Raw genomic sequence first — 15,861 nt, forward strand, 5'->3', positions numbered from 1 at the left:
GCACGCCCGGAATGCCGGTACCGCCGGCTAACTTTTGACCCAACGCAAACCGGGGTCAGAGCCGGGCTCTGACCCCGGTTTGGGGAAGCGCAAGCGTGGGTGCGCTGTGCTTCGCGATCAATCGGCCGGCAAGACCAGCGCCATTTCCGCCATCGCCCGGAATACCGGCAGGCTGAGGGCGTGCGCCGCCTCGGTCGATGGCAGGCGCGCGTGTGCGGGGGCGGGGGGCAGGGTGTCGCGCCAGGTCCAGCCCAGCACGCGCAGGCCCGAGCGCCACACGGCTGTCTCGAGCTGCGGCTGGAGCGTGCGCAAGTGGGCGGCGGCGTGGGCGTCCGATGCGCACAGTTCCAGCATCACGCCGTCGGCCAGCGGTTCGGCCTGCACGGTGACGATGCTGCCGTCGGCCAGCACCAGTTCCAGGCGCAAGGCGGTGCGCCGGCGGCGCTGGCGCCCGCCTTTCTGTTGTTCCTGTTCGCCGATCACGCGCAGGTGCTGCTCGCGCGGGCCGCCGGCGTGCACGGTGAAGCGCCAGGCATCGAACGGCGGGCCGTCCAGGCCGGCCTGGCGCAGCAGTTGCGCATCCTGGCCGGTCTGCAGCAGCGCCGTCGGCAGCTGGCCGGGGCGCGACTGGATCTCGCGCGCGACCAGTTGCGAACCGTAGCTGCGCACCATGCCGCGCCAGGCGCCGGCCAGGGCGCCGGCGTCGGGCGCGGGCCAGTGCAGCTGGCGCGCCATCGCCACCTGGTCCGGGCGCATCGCCGCGCCGTCGGGCGCCGCGCCGGGCGCCGCCAGGCCGGGCGCCGGTTGCGCGGCCGGCAGCGGGAAGCCGTCGATGTCGGCCTGCAGCAGGGCCACCGGCACGATGGCCTCGACCGCGCCCACGGGCAGCGCCGGCGCGGCGGTCGGCACCACGGGAGCGGCGACGGGAGACGGTGCGGCAGGCGGCAGGGCAGGGAAGGAGAAGCTGGCCATATGCTCGGCGGTATCAAGTAAAAAGGCCAGCGTCGGGCTGGCCTTTCGGAGGACCCGGGCGCGTCTGCCCGGGGCGCTGGCCTATTACTGCAGCAGCGACATGACCATCGAGGACATGCTGTTGGTCTGCTTCAGCATGGCGGTGCCGGCTTGCATCAGCATCTGGTTCGAGGTCATCGAAGCCGATTCGGTCGCGAAGTCGACGTCCATGATGCGGCCGGTGGCGGCCTGGGTGTTGCTCGACATGTTCGACAAGTTGTTGTAGACGTGGTCGAGGCGGTTCGAAACGGCACCCAGCTTCGAGCGCAGGGTCGAGACCGACTTGATGGCTTCGTTCAGGTTGTCGATGGCGCCGTTGGCGTCGGTGCTCAGCACGGTGTTTTCCGATGCGTCGCCGGTGCCGTCGGTGGCGAGCTTGTCGTCCACGGCGGCCTTGATCTTGCCGATCACGCCGTCGTCGCCCAGTTCGGTGTTGAACTTGGCGGTCATGGTTTCCGACTTGTCCGAACCGATCTGGAAGGTGATGCCGTCTTCGCCGGCCAGCTTGCCGTCCGACGACAGCAGCTTGGTGCCGCCGAAGCTGGTGTTGCTGAAGATGTTGCTCAGTTCGTCGGTCAGCGAGTTGTACTCGGCGTCCATCGCGGTCTTGTCGTCGTCCGACGACGAGCCGTCGGCGGCCTGGGTTGCCAGGTCCTTCATGCGGGTCAGGATGTTGTTGACTTCGTCGAGCGCGCCGTCGGCGGTCTGCATCATCGAGATCGAATTCTGGGTGTTGCGCATTGCCACGGCCATGCCGCTGCTCTGGGCTTTCAGGCGGGTGGCGATCTGCAGGCCGGCGGCGTCGTCCATCGACGAGTTGATGCGGTAGCCGGTCGACAGGCGGGTCATCGAGTTCGACAGGCTGTTCTGGGTCTTGGACAGCGAGGATTGGGCGGAAAGCGAGGCGGCGTTGGTGTGAAGGCTCAGCATGATATGGCTCCTGATTAACTGGATACTGTTGGGAGGTTGCGCATCTCGCGCTCTCATGAGTACAGGACGACGGTTTTTGCGCCGGCATTAAATTCCAAGTGGAAATTTTTTCGATTTTTTTTGTGTCTTGTCCTTTTGGCCACGAAACCGTTGCACCAGCCCGGTGCGGCGGCCATGCGCCATGCATGGCCGCACGAGCGCCTGATCAGCGGTCGAACGCCTGCAGGTGCTCGGCCAGCAGGTCGACGAACACCCGGATCTTGCGCGAGCCGCGCCGGTTGGCCTGGTACAGCGCGTACAGGCCGACGTCCATCGGCCCCGGGTTGACCTGGTAGTCCTGCAGCACCTGCACCAGCCGCCCGGCCAGCAGGTCCTCGCGCACCAGCCAGTGCGCCAGCATCGCCACCCCCAGCCCGGCCAGCGCGGCCTGGCGCAGCAGTTCGCCGCTGTTGGCCAGCACCACGCTGTCGACCGGGATCTCCTCGACCGGCAGCTCGTCCGGGGCGACCCCGTCGATGCCGGCGGCGCGGCGCAGGCGCCAGGTGCGGCGGTTGTCGGCGAAGGCGAACTGCAGGCAGTCGTGGCTGGCCAGGTCGGCCGGGTGGCGCGGCTCGCCGCGCGCGGCCAGGTAGCCGGGGCTGGCGACCAGCAAGCGCTCGTGGCCGGCCAGGCGGCGCGCCACCAGGTTGGCCTGCGGGTCGAGCCCGCCGATGCGGATCGCCACGTCGATCGACTCGTCGATCAGGTTGACCGCGGTGTCGGACAGGCGCAGGTCGAGCGCCAGGCCCGGATGGCGCGCGCGCAGCGCCGGCAGGATCGGCGCGACGTGCATGGCGGCGAAGGTGACCGGCGCGGCCACGCGCAGCACGCCGCGCAGGCTGGCCCCGGCGCCCTGGTCGGCGACGGCGTCGTCGGCGGCGTCGAGCTGCTCGAGGATGCGCTGCGCGTCTTCGTAATAGCTGCGTCCCTGGTCGGTCAGCGTGACGCTGCGCGTGGAGCGGTTCAGCAGCACGACGCCCAGGCGGTGTTCCAGGGCGTCGACCATGCGCGTGACGGAGGACGTGGCCAGCCCGAGGCGGCGCGCGGCGGGGGAGAAGCCGCCGCAGGCGGCCACGGTGCAGAAAGTCTTGAGTTCGGCGAATCTGTCCATCGTATCTTTGCTTGGAGCGCAACGGTGTTGTCGGCGGCGGATGGATTATCGCCCAGCTTGGGCGCGGATAGAGTGGAGCCCATCTTCTTGCATGGAGCCTATCATGACCAGCCTGTTCGATCCCATCCGCCTCGGCGACCTCGTTCTCCCCAACCGCATCGCCATGGCGCCCGTGACGCGCTCGCGCTCCGGCCGCGACGGCGTGCCGAGCGCCGACAATGCCCTGTATTACGCCCAGCGCGCCGGCGCCGGCCTGATCGTCAGCGAGGCGACCAACGTCTCGCCCAATTCGGCCGCCTTCGAGCTCGCGCCCGGCCTGTACAGCCCGGCCCAGACGAATGGCTGGCGCCGCACGATGGACGCGGTGCACGCGGCCGGCGGCCACCTGTTCGCCCAGCTGTGGCACAGTGGCCGGGTCAGTTCCTACGCGCTGCTGGACGGGCGCGAGCCGCTGGCGCCGTCCGCCGTCAACGACGACCTGCACCTGCTGCAGGCCTACGGCGCGCTGGGCAACGGCTTCTACACCCGGATCGCGGCGTCGCCGGCGCGCGCCATGAGCACCGACGAGGTGCACCGCGCGATCGAGGAGTTCCGCATCGGCGCGCGCAATGCCGTGCGCGCCGGCATCGACGGCGTCGAGATCCACGCCGGCAACGGCTACCTGCCGCACCAGTTCCTGTCGCCGCACACCAACCGCCGCGACGACGAATTCGGCGGCAGCCTGGTCAAGCGCGCGCGCTTCCTCGAACTGGTGCTGCAGGCCGTGGCCGACGAGATGCCGGCCGGGCGCATCGGCGTGCGCATCTCGCCGTTCGCCGGCTACAACAACGCCATCGACCCGCACACCGAGGACACCTATGCCTACGTGGCGCGCCTGCTCAGCGCCACCGGCGTCGCCTACATCCACGCGGCCGACACCAATGCCTGGGGCGGGGCGCCCGACATGGCGCGCATCCTGGCGATCCTGCGCCCGAACTTCGGCGGCGCCATCATCGCCAACGGCGGCCTCGATGCCGCCTCGGGCGACGCGCTGCTGGCGTCCGGCATGGCCGACATGGTCTCGTTCGGGCGCAGCTTCATCGCCAACCCCGACCTGGTCGAACGCATCCGCCGCGGCGGCCCGTACAACGCGCCGGACCCGTTCTCGTTCTACGGCGGCGGCGCGCGCGGCTACCTCGACTATCCCGAGCTGGCCACCGCCCGCTGACCGGCGCGAAAGGATCCCGCATGCGACTCACCTTCCGCCAGACGCTGTGGCTGCCCCTGGTCGCGAGCCTGGCGTGCCTGTGCGCCGTCTCGCTGTTCTACGTGCTGCAGGCGCGCCAGCTGCGCGTCGAGGAGCGCCGCGCCGACATCGCCGACGTCGGCAAGTCGGCCCTGTCCATCGTGCAGGGCTTCGCCGCCGACGCCGCCGCCGACCGCCTGAGCGACGCCGAGGCGAAGCGGCGCGCGCTGGAGGTGCTGGGCGACATGCGCTACGGCGAGGACGGCTACGTGGCGGTCCTGGGACTGGACGCGCGCGCCATCCAGAACCCGGGCGACCCGGCCATCGACGGCCGCGACATGAGCGGTTTCCGCGACCCGGCCGGCGTCTACGTGTTCCGCGAGATCGCCAGGGTGGCGGCGTCCGGCGGCGGCGAAGGGATCCTGTCCTACCTGTGGTTGCGTCCCGGGCGCACGCAACCCTCGGCCAAGCTGGCCCACGTCAGCGGCTACAAGCCCTGGGGCTGGGCGCTGGTGACCGGCGTCTACGTGGACGACATCGACGCGGCGTTCCGCGCCTCGCTGGGCGTCGCCGCGCTGATCTCCGGCACGGCCGCCGCGCTGCTGGCGGCGATCATCTGGACCGTCAGCCGCAGCCTGGCGCGCACCCTCGGCGGCAGCCCGGAATACGCGGCCGAGGTGGCGCTGCGGATCGCCGCGCGCGACCTCGGCACCGAGGTCAGCGTGGCCGGCGCCGGCCGCGCCAGCCTGCTGTTCGCGATGAAGACCATGCAGGACAACCTGGCCGGCATGATCGGGGCGATCCGCGCCAGCGCCGACACCATCGCGACGGCGTCGACCCAGATCGCCACGGGCAACCTGGACCTGTCGGGACGCACGGAGGCGCAGGCCGGCTCGCTGGAAGAGACGGCGGCGTCGATGGAGCAGCTGACCCGGGCCGTCGGCCACAATGCCGAGAACGCGGGCCGCGCCGATGCGCTGGCGGCGCAGGCGTGCGCCACGGCGCGGCGCGGCGGCGGCGCGGTCGGCCAGGTGGTCGACACGATGGCCGCGATCCACGCGAGCGCGGGACGCATCGAGGCCATCATCGGCGTCATCGAGGGCATCGCGTTCCAGACCAACATCCTGGCGCTGAACGCCGCGGTGGAAGCGGCGCGCGCCGGGGAGCAGGGGCGCGGCTTCGCCGTGGTGGCGGCCGAAGTGCGCGGCCTGGCCCAGCGCAGCGCGACCGCGGCGCGCGAGATCAAGGACCTGATCGACGCCAGCGTGCGCGACGTGCGCGACGGCACGCGCCTGGCCGGCCAGGCCGGCGCCGCGATGCAGGACGTGGTCGCCAGCGTCGAACGCGTGGGCGCCGTCATCGCCGAGATCCGCGCCGCCTCCAGCGAGCAGCGCACCGGCATCGGCCACGTCAACGTGGCGATCGGCGAGATGGATGCGGTCACGCAGCAGAACGCCGCGCTGGTCGAGCAGGCCGCCGCCGCGGCCGGCAGCCTGCGCGACCAGGCGGCGGGCCTGTCGGGGATGGTGGGGGCGTTCCGGCTGTCCGCGCGGCCGGCCCTGGGCCGACCCTAGGCTCCTAGCGGAACCCCATCGGCGCCCTGGCCCCCGGCGCCGCCACCACCAGGTCCTGGTCGTCCAGCGTCAGCGCGGCGCCGTCCGACACGGCGCGCAGGGCGGCGCGCCCGAGCGCTTCCTGCAGGCCGATGCGCAGGTCGCGCACCGAACACGCGGCCAGGCGCGCGTGCCAGGCCGGGGGCAGGCGGCGCGGCGCCTGCGGCAGGCCGGCGCCCAGTTCCGCCAGCATCGATTCGGCGATCGCCAGCAGGTCGGCGCCGCTCGGCGGCGCGATCTCGAACACCTTGAAGCGGCTCAGCAGCGGCGCCGGGATGGCGGCGGTGTCGTTGGCCGTCGCCAGCCACACCACCTGGCTGGCGTCGACCGGGAAGCCGGCGTACTCGTCGCGGAACGTGCGCGCGCTGCGCGGCTCGAGCAGCGTGTAGAGCGGGCCGAGCGGGTCCGAGCGCGCCTCGCTGGCGGTCTTGTCGATCTCGTCCAGCAGGATCACCGGCGACAGCGTGGTCCCGTGCAGCAAGGCCTCGAACACCAGGCCCGGGCGCGCCGACGACCAGCCGCGGTCCATCCCGCCGAGCGAGAAGCCGCAGGTCTGGGATGCCATGTTCAATACCTCGCTGCGGCTGCCCAGCAGCTCGGCCAGGGCCGCCGCGAAGCTGGTCTTGCCGCAGCCGGCCGGCCCGGCCAGCAGGATCGGCACCGGCTGGAACGGCATGCCGCGCAGGCGCGCGTATGCGCCCTGTTCGGCCAGGAAGCGGATCGGCCGCTCGAAGTTCGGGAAGCGTTCGCGCAGGCCCATCAACTGCAGCGGCGCCGCGGCCGGCTGGCTGCGCCGCATCATGCCGGCGCCCATGACCTTGTTCAGGAAGCGCGCGTGGTCCTTGTCCGCGTCGGTCCGTTCGCCCGCGCCCGTGCCGGTGCGCTTCTTCGCCTCGATGAAGGCGGACACGTCCAGCCAGGGCTGCGCCGCCGGGTCGCCGGCGCGCGTCTCCACCACGCTCAGCAGCGCCGCGAACTGGTCGGGCAGCGTGTGCAGGTCGCTGTCGCGCGCATCCTTCTCGACCGCCTCCGCGATCTCGTCGCCGCGCTGCGACAGCACCTGCACCAGGTCCCCCGGCGCATGGGGCAGGGAGGCGAACAGGCGCACCAGGTAGCGCGTCAGTTCGGCGTCGGCGACGTGGCCGGCGGCCGCGCACAGGGCGTCGGCCAGCGCGCGCGCCTGGGCGTCGCCGAAACGCGGCGCCGGCGCGGCGGCGTGGGTGGGGAGCGGAGCGGGTGAGTGGAAGTGCATGCATGCCTCCTGTCGATGTCGATACGCCCAGAACGCGGCCGCGCGCATTTTTTGAACGGCGTGCGCCAATCTTCAAAAAATCCCCGTTGTCGCGTTATGGAGGCAAGGCTGGTGCATGCGGCCTCATCCCTTTATAAAACAACCACAAAAGTTGGCAAATCATTTATGCTTACTCTTTTATTGCGAACGGGAAACACATGAGCGACGACGACGACAAGCGCCCGCACACCGGGGCCGGCGACGCCAATGCCAGGATCGTCGACTACTGGAACCGGCGCGCCGCGCTGGGCCGGGCCGAATGGGTGGATTTCTACCACTGCGTGGTGCGCCTGCTGATGCGCACGTCCCTGCCCGAGGAGTACAACGGCCAGGAGGAGCGGCGCGACCTGGTCAACCGCTTTTTCCAGGACAAGATCCTGCTCAATGCCGAGACCTCGAAGGCCGGCCCGCTGCAGAATGCCTATGCGCTGCATGGCTACCTGAAGAATTACGCGAAGGACGTGTGGCGCGCCAGCCGCAAGCACGTGGCGGGCTCGCTCGACGACATGGCCGAGAAGGACGGCGTCGAGGTGGCCGACGATGTCGACCTGGCGGACGACGCCGCGGCCATGGGCAGCGCGGATCCGCATATCGACCTGCTCGGCGAAGCCGGCATCGACGTCCAGGCCGTGCTGCACAGCGCCGACGGTTTCATCGAGACGCTCGCCATCGGCGAGCGCGCCTACCTGCGCCACCATTCCTGCGCCGACGGCAAGCCCGAGCCGGTGTCGCGCATCGCGCAGCGCCTGAACCTCGGCACCATGTTCCACATCCGGGCGCAGAAGCTGGGCATCACGCGCAGCAAGGGCGAGACGTTCCGCGGCTACGAAAAGACCAAGATCGGCGCCTGGCTGCGCTCGACCGGCGCGCAACTGGACCCGGAATGGCGCCAGGAGCTGGCGGCATTGCTGATCCTGCTGTGCCAGCAGGTGCGCCTGCGCCTGAAGGAGGTCGCATGACGATGCTGCATCCCCCGCTGGCGCTCATCGAGCGCGAACTGTTCGGCCCGGACGATGACGCTAGCGGCGCCGCCGTCATGGACGCCGCCGCCGACACTGCAGCCGATACTGGCGCCGATGGCGCCGCCGACGCGCTGCCGCTCGCGCCGATGCCCGATTACCTGCAGGACCTGGTGGCGCGCAGGGTCGCGGCGGTGCAGGCCAACGCGCCGCAGCCGCCGGCCGTCGGCCAGATCCGCGCCCTGGTCGCGGTGCCGCAACGGGATGGCCAGGGCCGGCGCCTGGGCCGCACCTGCGGCGTCCTGCTGGGACGCTGGATCGACGGCCGGCGCTGGGCCGGCTGGATGGTCGTGCAGGAAGCCGACTATGCGTCCGAGCGCGACCTGGTGCTGCAGGAAGACGACGGCGTGCTGGCGCCCGAGGCGGCCATGGTCCAGGCCTGGAACCCGGTCGAGGTGGTGCTGCGCGGGGACGAGCCGGTCCTCGGCAGGCTGCCGGCCGAACGCCTCGGCGCCGTCCTCAAGCTGTCCGATCCGGCGCGCCGCGACGACGATTTCGTCGCCCCGCGTCCGGGCCGCATCGGCGCCTGGGACCTCGATGCCGAAACCACCGTCGTCACCGGCACCCCGCTGCGCGGCGACGACGACCCGCGCGCCGCCTACCAGCGGCTGTACCGCCGGCTGGCCGCCGAATGCGCGGCCGCCGCGGTGCCGCAAGCGCGACCGGAAGCGCGGCCGGAAGCGCGGCCGGAAGCGCGGCCGGAGCGCGGCTGGTGGGACCGCGTGCGCGACACCTTCGTGCGCCCGGCCTGGACCTTCGGCGCGCTGGCGGTCGTCGTCGGCCAGGCGGCCTGGATGCTGGCCGGCCAGCCCATGCAGGACGAGGAGCCGGTCTACCGCGGCGCCGGGACGGTGCAGCAGGCCGACGCCTGCCGCCCCAGGCTGCGCGTCATGTTCAAGCTCGACACCCCGTATTCGGAACTGGTGCTGGCCCTGCGTCGCGTCGACGCCACCCTGGTGAGCGGACCGTCGGAGACGGGCGAGATATGGATCCTGCCTGCGCCCGACCAGGACCCGGCCGAAGTGGCGGCCGTGCTGCGGCAACTGCACCTGGTCGAGCAGGTCGACGTCATCGCACCGGAGAGACGCGCATGCGGACATTGATGCACATCGTACTGGGCTGGGTCCTGGGGGCGGCCTGCTGCTGGTCTCCCGCGGCGGTGGCGGCGGGCGCGGCGCCCGCCGCCGGCAACGCGAAGCTGGCGCTGGTGATCGGCAACAGCCGCTACGGCGACGGCCACGGGCTGCCGAACGCCGGCAACGACGCCCGCCTGATGGCCAGGACGCTGGCCGGAATGGGCTTCGCGGTGACCGAGCAGTACGACCTCGGCCGCGACCAGCTGGCGAGCGTGGTCGGCGACTTCGCCGCGCGCCTGCCGCAAGGGGCGACCGCCTTCGTCTACTATGCCGGCCACGGCATGCAGCTCGGGAACAGCAACTACCTGACGCCGGTCGACATGCCGGTCACCAGCGAATCCTCGGCCAAGGTGCGTTCATACGCGCTGGGCACCCTGCTCGAGCGCCTCGCACGCGCCAGGTCGGCGGTTAACATCGTCGTGCTCGACGCCTGCCGCAACAACCCGTTCCAGCCGGGCGGCGCGGTGCGCTACCGCAGTTTCCGCGACCTGGGCCTGGCGCGCGTGGAGGCGCCGCGCGGCACGCTGGTCGCGTATTCGACGTCGCCCGGCCAGCTGGCGCCGGACGGCAAGGGCGGCAACAGCCTGTACACCGCGACCCTCGCGAGGACGCTGCCCCGGCCCGGCAGCGAACTGCTGGCGATCTTCCGCCAGGTCGGCGACGACGTGCGCCGCCAGACGCGCGACGACCAGATCCCCTGGGTCGAATCCTCGCTGGCCGGGAACTACTTCTTCGACGCCAGATACGACGCCAGGCTGGCCGCCGCGCCGGCCCGGCCGGGCGCCGTGGACGCGCGCGGGCAGGCGATGCGCGGGACCCACGGGCGCCAGGAAGGCGCGAACGCCTGGTACCGCCAGATGAGCGCCGCCGAGTTCAGCGAGCTGGATTGGGAAGTCCAGCAGCGCGTGCGCCGCCTGACCCCCGACGAGCTGCCGGCCCTGCAGCACCAGGCCGCCGGCGGCAGCGTGGTCGCGCAGACGGTGCTGGGCCTGGCCTACCGCGAGGGCATCGAGCCGGTGCGGATGGCCGGCTCGCAGCAGGTGGCGCGCCACAAGGCGAACAACGGCGCGGCCTGGAAGTGGCTGCAGAAGGCGGCCGACGCCGGCTTCCCGCTGGCCCAGGTGGAAATCGGCGAGATGTACTACGCGGGCCACGGCACGGAGCGCAACCTGAACAAGAGCCGGCAATGGATCGAGTCGGCCGCCGGCGCCAACTACCCGCGCGCCAAGCTCGACCTGGTGCAGCTGCAGCTGCTCGCCAACCCGGGCAACGTCGACTTCGGCGATGCCGCCCGCGCCATGATGGAGAGCCTGCGCATTCCCGCGCAGGCGGCGCCGCGCAACCGTTGAGGGAACGGAAAAAAAATCGTCGCCGTCCCGTCAAAAAATCCGGCCGCTCCCGTTATGGGAGCAGGCCCGGTGTTGTTGTTGCAAACCATCAATACCTGCAGATTTTTCGCTATTTTTGCCCGATATGTATATTTGACTAATTATTTCCAATAAAATATTGCGAAATATCAACTTTTTGATGAAGTGTCGTCATGTCCCAACAGTCCGTCATGGTACGCAGCAGTCTCAAGCCGGTGGCTTCACTGGTCATTCTTTCCCTGGCCCTGCAGGGGTGCGCGCCGATGGCGCAGGTACCCGGCGCGGGCGGCGGCGCGCATGCGGCCGCGGATCCCTGCCTCGACCAGGGCACGGCGCAGATCGGCGCGCTGCTGGGCGCGGTGGCCGGCGGCGTCATCGCCAAGCAGGTCTCGAATGGCAAGTATGCGGTGCCGGTCGGCATCCTGGCGGGCGCCCTGATCGGGCAGGCGATCGGCAAGGACGTGGCACGGCGCCGCTGCGAGCTGGCGACGATCGCCAGGAAGCATGACCTCGAGATGAATACGGTGGTGCTGCAACTGCCGGAAGCGAACGGCAAGGCCGCCGCCGACGAATCGGTCGGCATGGCGGCCAGCGTGGTCGACAAGGGCGGTTCCGCCGCCCAGTTCCTGCCGAATTCCGACGTGCTGACGCCGGCCGCGCGCGCCTACTTCGGCGAGATCGCCGCGGCCTACACGCCGCGCGCGCGCCAGCAGGGCATGGATGCCCGGGAAGCCGCCTCGGTCGAGCAGAGCAAGATCCTGATCGTCGGCCACACCGACGACCTCGAGGACAGCCGCGTCGCCGCCGACCTGTCGGAACGGCGCGCCCGCGCGGTGGCGAACGTGTTCCGCGCCGCCGGCGTGCCGGAATCCTCGATCTATTACCAGGGCGCGGGCGAGACGCTGCCGGCGGCGGACAACAATACGGCGCAAGGCCGCGCGGCAAACCGGCGCGTCGAGATCGTCGACGTCGCCAACGATGGCGTGATGGCCAGTTACCTGCAATCGCGGGTGTCGACGTCCAGCTATTTCCAGCCGGTGTCCGGTGCCGCCGCCGTGGCGGCGGCCGCGGCCCCGGCGACCGCTACCCCGCCGTCCGGCGCCGCTCCCCGCGCCGCGAAGAAGGGCGCGGCGGCGGCGCGCACGGCGCCCGCCCCGGCCGGCACGGCGCCGGCCACCGCAACGGCGCCGGCGAGGGTCGCGGCCGCCCGCCCGGCCCCGGCGAAGACGGCGCCGGCGAAGACGGCGCCAGCGAAGGCCGCGCCGCCCGCTGCGCCGGCCGAGCGCGGCGTCCCCGACTTCGGCGGCGCCCGCTACAGCCAGCTGACGCACCAGGTCGACGTCGGCAAACCGCTGCGCAACGACGGCTTCACGCTGCTGCCGCTGGCACATGCCGACGAGGCGCCGATCCACTCCTGCGTGGACGACCGCGCGCGCGTGTCGCACTCGGTCAAGTCGCTGCGCAGCGGCAGCGACTACAAGGTCGGCGAGTTCCAGCCCGGCGCCTACGGCACCTCGTGGGTGGGACGCGTCAACGGCCACCTGCTGAGCCTGAACAACGTCGCGGTGGTCCGCGCCGGCGGCCTGCCGGCCAACAACCCGACCGTGCTGATCTTCAAGGACTTCAGCGAGAAGGGGGGCGTGTCGCGCAAGCCCGACTACAGCATCGTGCCGGTCGTAAACACCTACGCGGGCAGCCGCGGCACGCTGTACCGCGTGTTCTTCGACAAGGGCGCGCCGCTGCGCTGCATCGACGTGGTGCTGCCGGCCTCGGCGCCGTTCAAGGCCGAGCAGGGCTTCGTGTACCAGGACCGCCAGCAGCAGACCTTCGCATCCGCATTCAAGCCCGAAGTGCCGGGCGGCAGGCCGTAAGGCCGATCCGTCGCCAAACCGATTTTCATAAGGAGCCGTTCCATGTCGTTGATTTCCCTGGGGCTTACCCTGTTTTCCTCCGTGCTGGCCATCGCGTTGGCCTGGTACTGCGTGAACAATACCTTCCATGGCAAGCTGTTCTACTACCGCCTGTTCAAGCTGCGCGCCATCAGCAGCAAGACCAGCGTCGGCGACGATGGCTGGACCAAGGCCGAAAACACCCTGGGCGGGGACTTCAGGAAGTTCATTCCCGCCATGGACCGCGAGGAGTTCGAGAACGCGAAGGCCTATATCAGCAAGTCCGGCGACCTGGGACGCAAGCCGTTGCCATTCTGGCTGATCGCCGTCATCGGCATCCTGATCATCGCGGAAGGCCTGGGCTTTTCCTACCTGCTGGGCACCTTCATCGCGCCCGAGGGCACCCCGGACACTTACCTGCTGCTGATGGTGGCGTTCGTGCTGGTGCTGTGCGTGGCGCTGGGCATGGTCACGCACGCCGCCGGCCACCAGCTCTACCGTACCGGCCAGATCAACGCCGCCCGCGTCAAGTGGCAGCAGGCCAGGACGGACAAGGACAGCAGCTTCCATACCAAGGACATCGGCCTGGGCGACAAGCAGAGCGAGGACGCGGCGCAATCCGCGCAGACCCAACTGGCCAACCGCGTCGGCGACAAGGGCGGCTACGCGATGGTGGTCGTCGCCGTCGTCACCATCATCCTGATCGCCGGCCTGTCGACGCACATGCGCATGAAGGCGCACGAAAAGGCGGAGGCGGACCGCACCATCGGCGTGCAGGTGTCGGCCGAATCCTCGAACCCGTTCGCCGACAAGGCCGACGGCCTGCCGGCCGCCGTCACGGCGCCGAACAAGGAAGCCAACGAGAACGCGGCCAAGCAGATCCGCGACGCCGGCACCGCCGAGGCGATGTCCGCCTTCATCACCCTGGCCGTGATCTTCGTCATCACCCAGATCGTGGCAATCTATGCGGGCTACAAATGGGGTTTCGCCGCCAAGGAAGGCGGCGATGCGTACAAGCGCACGCGCGGTTTCTCCAGCTGGGCCGAGGTGCGCGAGGTGCGCGAAGCCTTCGTCGAGCCGGTCGAGGAACTGATGACCGGCCTGCATGCGAAGTTCAGCGAGACCAACCGCAAGCTGCAGGTGCACAGCTTCAAGCAGTACCTGGCCAAGATCGCCGCCGCCGCTGCCGCCGCGGACGAGGAAGAAGAACGCGACAGGCAGCGCAAGGAAGCGGAGAAGCGCGCGCGCGAACGCGAACAGGCGGCGCTCGACGCCGCCGCCGTCGCCCCTGCGCCGACGCCGGCACCGACCCCGGCACCGACCATGGCACCGACCCCGGCGCCGACCCCGGCGCCGACCATGGCGCCGGCAGCCGTGGCGCAGGACGACGTGCAATCGCACCTGGACGCCATCGATGGCCTGCCCGACAAGGGCGACAAGGAGCGCTACGTGCTGGACCTGGACGCCAGCGCGCGCGCGCGCGTGATCCAGGCCATCAAGGCACGCCAGCAGCGCGAGGCCGCCGCCAAGGAAGTGGAGGGCCTGTTTTGATCCGTCCGTTCGCTACCGCCCTGGCGGCCCTTGCCCTGGCCGCCGCCGCGGCCGTTCCCGCCCAGGCGCGCGACGGCGACGTGCCGTCGTGCTATGCGGCCAATCGCATGGCCGAGCCGGTGCCGGCGCCGCGCCGCGCCGTGTTCCTGCTGATCGACGAGACCACGCTGCTCAACCAGTCGCTGCAGGCCGCGGCCTGGCAGGCGATGGCGCCGCTGGTCGTGCCGGGCACCGAGCTGACCGTGGTGCGCTTTTCCGCCTACTCGCAGTCGCGCTATACCAGCACCGTGTTTTCCGGCCTGGTGGAGGAGGGCGTGCCCGAGTCGCAGCGTCACGCCATTGGCGTCAAGAAGATGCGCCAGTTCGAGGAGTGCCTGGCGGGCCAGCGCGGCTTCGTCGTCAAGAAGCTGCAGGCCGCGATGGCGCAGGGCTTTTCGGCCGCCAGCGGCGACCTGGCCAAGTCGGACGTGTTCGCCGCCATGAGCGACGTCTCGGTATCGGTGCGCGCCAGCCGCGCGGCGCAGAAGATCGTGCTGGTCGTTTCCGACATGCTGGAGAATTCCACGGTGAGCTCGTTCTATGAGCGCAACGGCATGCGCGGCATCGATCCGGCCGCCGAGATGGCCCGGGTGCGCAAGGCCGGCCTGCTGGGCGACTTCGACAACGCGCGCATCTGGGTGATGGGCGCGGGCCTGATCGCCAGCGACACCACCGGCAAGAAGGCGGTCTACCGCGACCCGATCCGGCTGAAGGCGCTGCAGAACTTCTGGACCGACTATTTTGCCCAGTCGAAGGGCAGCCTGGTCGATTTCGGCACGCCCGAACTCAAGCAGGCGATCCGCTGAGCGTTCCCGTGCCGGCGCCGACGAGCCATCTGTACGAATTCGAGGCGCTGGCCGCCGCCACCTCGGCGGACGAGCTCGCCAGCGCCCTGGCGCGCCAGTGCGACGAGATGGGCTATACCGCCGTCTTCTATTCCTCGCTGGTCAGCGATCCCGACGGCCGCCACAAGATGCTCCCGAGCGAGCACGCCATCATGGACCGCGAGCAGCTCTCGCGCCGCAACGTCATCACGACCTATCCGGCCTCCTGGGTGCGGCGCTACCAGGAAGCCGGGTACGAAGCCGTCGATCCGGTGGTCCGGCGCGTCGCCGGCAGCAGCCTGCCCGTGTTCTGGGACGGCCTCGCCGGCGTCGTGCCGCGCCACATCGTGTTCGACGAGGCGCGCGACCACGGTCTGGCCAACGGCATCACCGTGCCGGTGGCCGGACCGCGCGGCGAACGGGCGCTGTTCAGCATCGCCACCGACCTGGCGCCGGAAGCGGCGCCGGGCCACCAGGCCGCGTTTGCCGGCCGCGTGCTGCTGACGGCGCTGTACCTGGACGAGGCGGTGCGGCGCCTGGCGCGCACGGCTGCCCATGCCGCGCAGGGCGGCGGCAGGCCGCCCCTGACGCGACGCGAGCGCGAATGCCTGCAATGGGCCGCCACCGGCAAGACGTCGTGGGAAATCAGCACGATCCTGTCGATCTCGGAGCGCACCGTGATCTTCCACATGGCCAATGCGACCAGGAAGCTCGGCGCCACCAACCGCCGCCAGGCCGTGGTGCGGGCGCTCGGCCTGGGGCTGATCCTGCCCTGACGGGCCGCTTCCTGTCACTTGTGACAGCTGGCCTTTTGCC

Annotated in this window: 13 protein-coding genes; 9 read left to right on the forward strand and 4 right to left on the reverse strand. The window is 70.7% G+C overall.

Annotated elements, in window-relative coordinates:
- Positions 1-117: 117 nt before the first annotated feature.
- From QZ749_RS11470 to QZ749_RS11480, 3 genes are all read right to left on the reverse strand, one after another.
- Positions 118-972 carry a hypothetical protein gene (locus QZ749_RS11470; RefSeq protein WP_296946733.1) on the reverse strand — a complete coding sequence of 285 codons (855 nt, stop codon included), beginning with the start codon at positions 970-972 and terminating at the stop codon, positions 118-120.
- 84 nt (positions 973-1,056) lie between these two features.
- The gene (locus QZ749_RS11475; RefSeq protein WP_296946736.1) at positions 1,057-1,941 is read right to left on the reverse strand and encodes a flagellin; all 885 of its coding nucleotides are present in this window, start codon (positions 1,939-1,941) and stop codon (positions 1,057-1,059) included.
- Between the two features lie 205 nt (positions 1,942-2,146).
- The gene (locus tag QZ749_RS11480) at positions 2,147-3,091 is read right to left on the reverse strand and encodes a LysR family transcriptional regulator (RefSeq protein WP_296946739.1); all 945 of its coding nucleotides are present in this window, start codon (positions 3,089-3,091) and stop codon (positions 2,147-2,149) included.
- A gap of 103 nt (positions 3,092-3,194) precedes the next feature.
- On the opposite strand from QZ749_RS11480, the gene QZ749_RS11485 reads away from it, so the two are divergent.
- Positions 3,195-4,298 carry an alkene reductase gene (locus tag QZ749_RS11485; protein WP_296946741.1) on the forward strand — a complete coding sequence of 368 codons (1,104 nt, stop codon included), beginning with the start codon at positions 3,195-3,197 and terminating at the stop codon, positions 4,296-4,298.
- A 20-nt stretch (positions 4,299-4,318) separates the two neighbouring features.
- Positions 4,319-5,890, forward strand: coding sequence for a methyl-accepting chemotaxis protein (locus QZ749_RS11490; RefSeq protein WP_296946742.1), 1,572 nt, complete (start codon positions 4,319-4,321; stop codon positions 5,888-5,890).
- A 4-nt stretch (positions 5,891-5,894) separates the two neighbouring features.
- Here QZ749_RS11490 and QZ749_RS11495 read toward each other — a convergent pair whose 3' ends face one another.
- Positions 5,895-7,181, reverse strand: a complete 1,287-nt coding sequence (locus QZ749_RS11495) for an AAA family ATPase (RefSeq protein ID WP_296946745.1) — start codon at positions 7,179-7,181, stop codon at positions 5,895-5,897.
- Between the two features lie 197 nt (positions 7,182-7,378).
- On the opposite strand from QZ749_RS11495, the gene QZ749_RS11500 reads away from it, so the two are divergent.
- From QZ749_RS11500 to QZ749_RS11530, 7 genes are all read left to right on the forward strand, one after another.
- A complete protein-coding gene (locus QZ749_RS11500) occupies positions 7,379-8,179 on the forward strand; it encodes a hypothetical protein (RefSeq protein WP_296946747.1) in 801 nt (266 codons plus the stop codon).
- Entirely contained in the window at positions 8,176-9,342 is a 1,167-nt protein-coding gene (locus QZ749_RS11505) for a hypothetical protein (protein WP_296946750.1), read from the forward strand. The genes QZ749_RS11500 and QZ749_RS11505 overlap by 4 nt, the downstream gene beginning before the upstream one ends.
- Positions 9,342-10,724, forward strand: coding sequence for a caspase family protein (locus QZ749_RS11510; RefSeq protein ID WP_296946754.1), 1,383 nt, complete (start codon positions 9,342-9,344; stop codon positions 10,722-10,724). The genes QZ749_RS11505 and QZ749_RS11510 overlap by 1 nt, the downstream gene beginning before the upstream one ends.
- 191 nt (positions 10,725-10,915) lie before the next feature.
- Positions 10,916-12,613, forward strand: a complete 1,698-nt coding sequence (locus QZ749_RS11515) for an OmpA family protein (RefSeq protein WP_296946757.1) — start codon at positions 10,916-10,918, stop codon at positions 12,611-12,613.
- Positions 12,614-12,655: 42 nt separating this feature from the next.
- Positions 12,656-14,182: a hypothetical protein gene (locus QZ749_RS11520; protein WP_296946760.1), complete on the forward strand. Its 1,527-nt coding sequence runs from the start codon at positions 12,656-12,658 to the stop codon at positions 14,180-14,182.
- Positions 14,179-15,027: a hypothetical protein gene (locus QZ749_RS11525; protein WP_296946762.1), complete on the forward strand. Its 849-nt coding sequence runs from the start codon at positions 14,179-14,181 to the stop codon at positions 15,025-15,027. The genes QZ749_RS11520 and QZ749_RS11525 overlap by 4 nt, the downstream gene beginning before the upstream one ends.
- An 8-nt stretch (positions 15,028-15,035) precedes the next feature.
- Positions 15,036-15,821 carry a LuxR family transcriptional regulator gene (locus QZ749_RS11530; protein WP_296946766.1) on the forward strand — a complete coding sequence of 262 codons (786 nt, stop codon included), beginning with the start codon at positions 15,036-15,038 and terminating at the stop codon, positions 15,819-15,821.
- Positions 15,822-15,861 lie beyond the last annotated feature (40 nt).

Origin of the sequence: uncultured Massilia sp., assembly GCF_913773735.1 — a bacterium.
Lineage (GTDB): Bacteria > Pseudomonadota > Gammaproteobacteria > Burkholderiales > Burkholderiaceae_D > Telluria.

Bases quoted from the DNA above. Each gene is read 5' to 3' on its own strand.
- QZ749_RS11480 (WP_296946739.1), bottom strand. From the start codon at position 3,091: ATGGACAGATTCGCCGAACTCAAGACTTTCTGCACCGTGGCCGCCTGC.
- QZ749_RS11505 (WP_296946750.1), top strand. From the start codon at position 8,176: ATGACGATGCTGCATCCCCCGCTGGCGCTCATCGAGCGCGAACTGTTC.
- QZ749_RS11470 (WP_296946733.1), bottom strand. From the start codon at position 972: ATGGCCAGCTTCTCCTTCCCTGCCCTGCCGCCTGCCGCACCGTCTCCC.
- QZ749_RS11490 (WP_296946742.1), top strand. From the start codon at position 4,319: ATGCGACTCACCTTCCGCCAGACGCTGTGGCTGCCCCTGGTCGCGAGC.
- QZ749_RS11520 (WP_296946760.1), top strand. From the start codon at position 12,656: ATGTCGTTGATTTCCCTGGGGCTTACCCTGTTTTCCTCCGTGCTGGCC.
- QZ749_RS11515 (WP_296946757.1), top strand. From the start codon at position 10,916: ATGTCCCAACAGTCCGTCATGGTACGCAGCAGTCTCAAGCCGGTGGCT.
- QZ749_RS11510 (WP_296946754.1), top strand. From the start codon at position 9,342: ATGCACATCGTACTGGGCTGGGTCCTGGGGGCGGCCTGCTGCTGGTCT.
- QZ749_RS11495 (WP_296946745.1), bottom strand. From the start codon at position 7,181: ATGCACTTCCACTCACCCGCTCCGCTCCCCACCCACGCCGCCGCGCCG.
- QZ749_RS11485 (WP_296946741.1), top strand. From the start codon at position 3,195: ATGACCAGCCTGTTCGATCCCATCCGCCTCGGCGACCTCGTTCTCCCC.
- QZ749_RS11475 (WP_296946736.1), bottom strand. From the start codon at position 1,941: ATGCTGAGCCTTCACACCAACGCCGCCTCGCTTTCCGCCCAATCCTCG.
- QZ749_RS11500 (WP_296946747.1), top strand. From the start codon at position 7,379: ATGAGCGACGACGACGACAAGCGCCCGCACACCGGGGCCGGCGACGCC.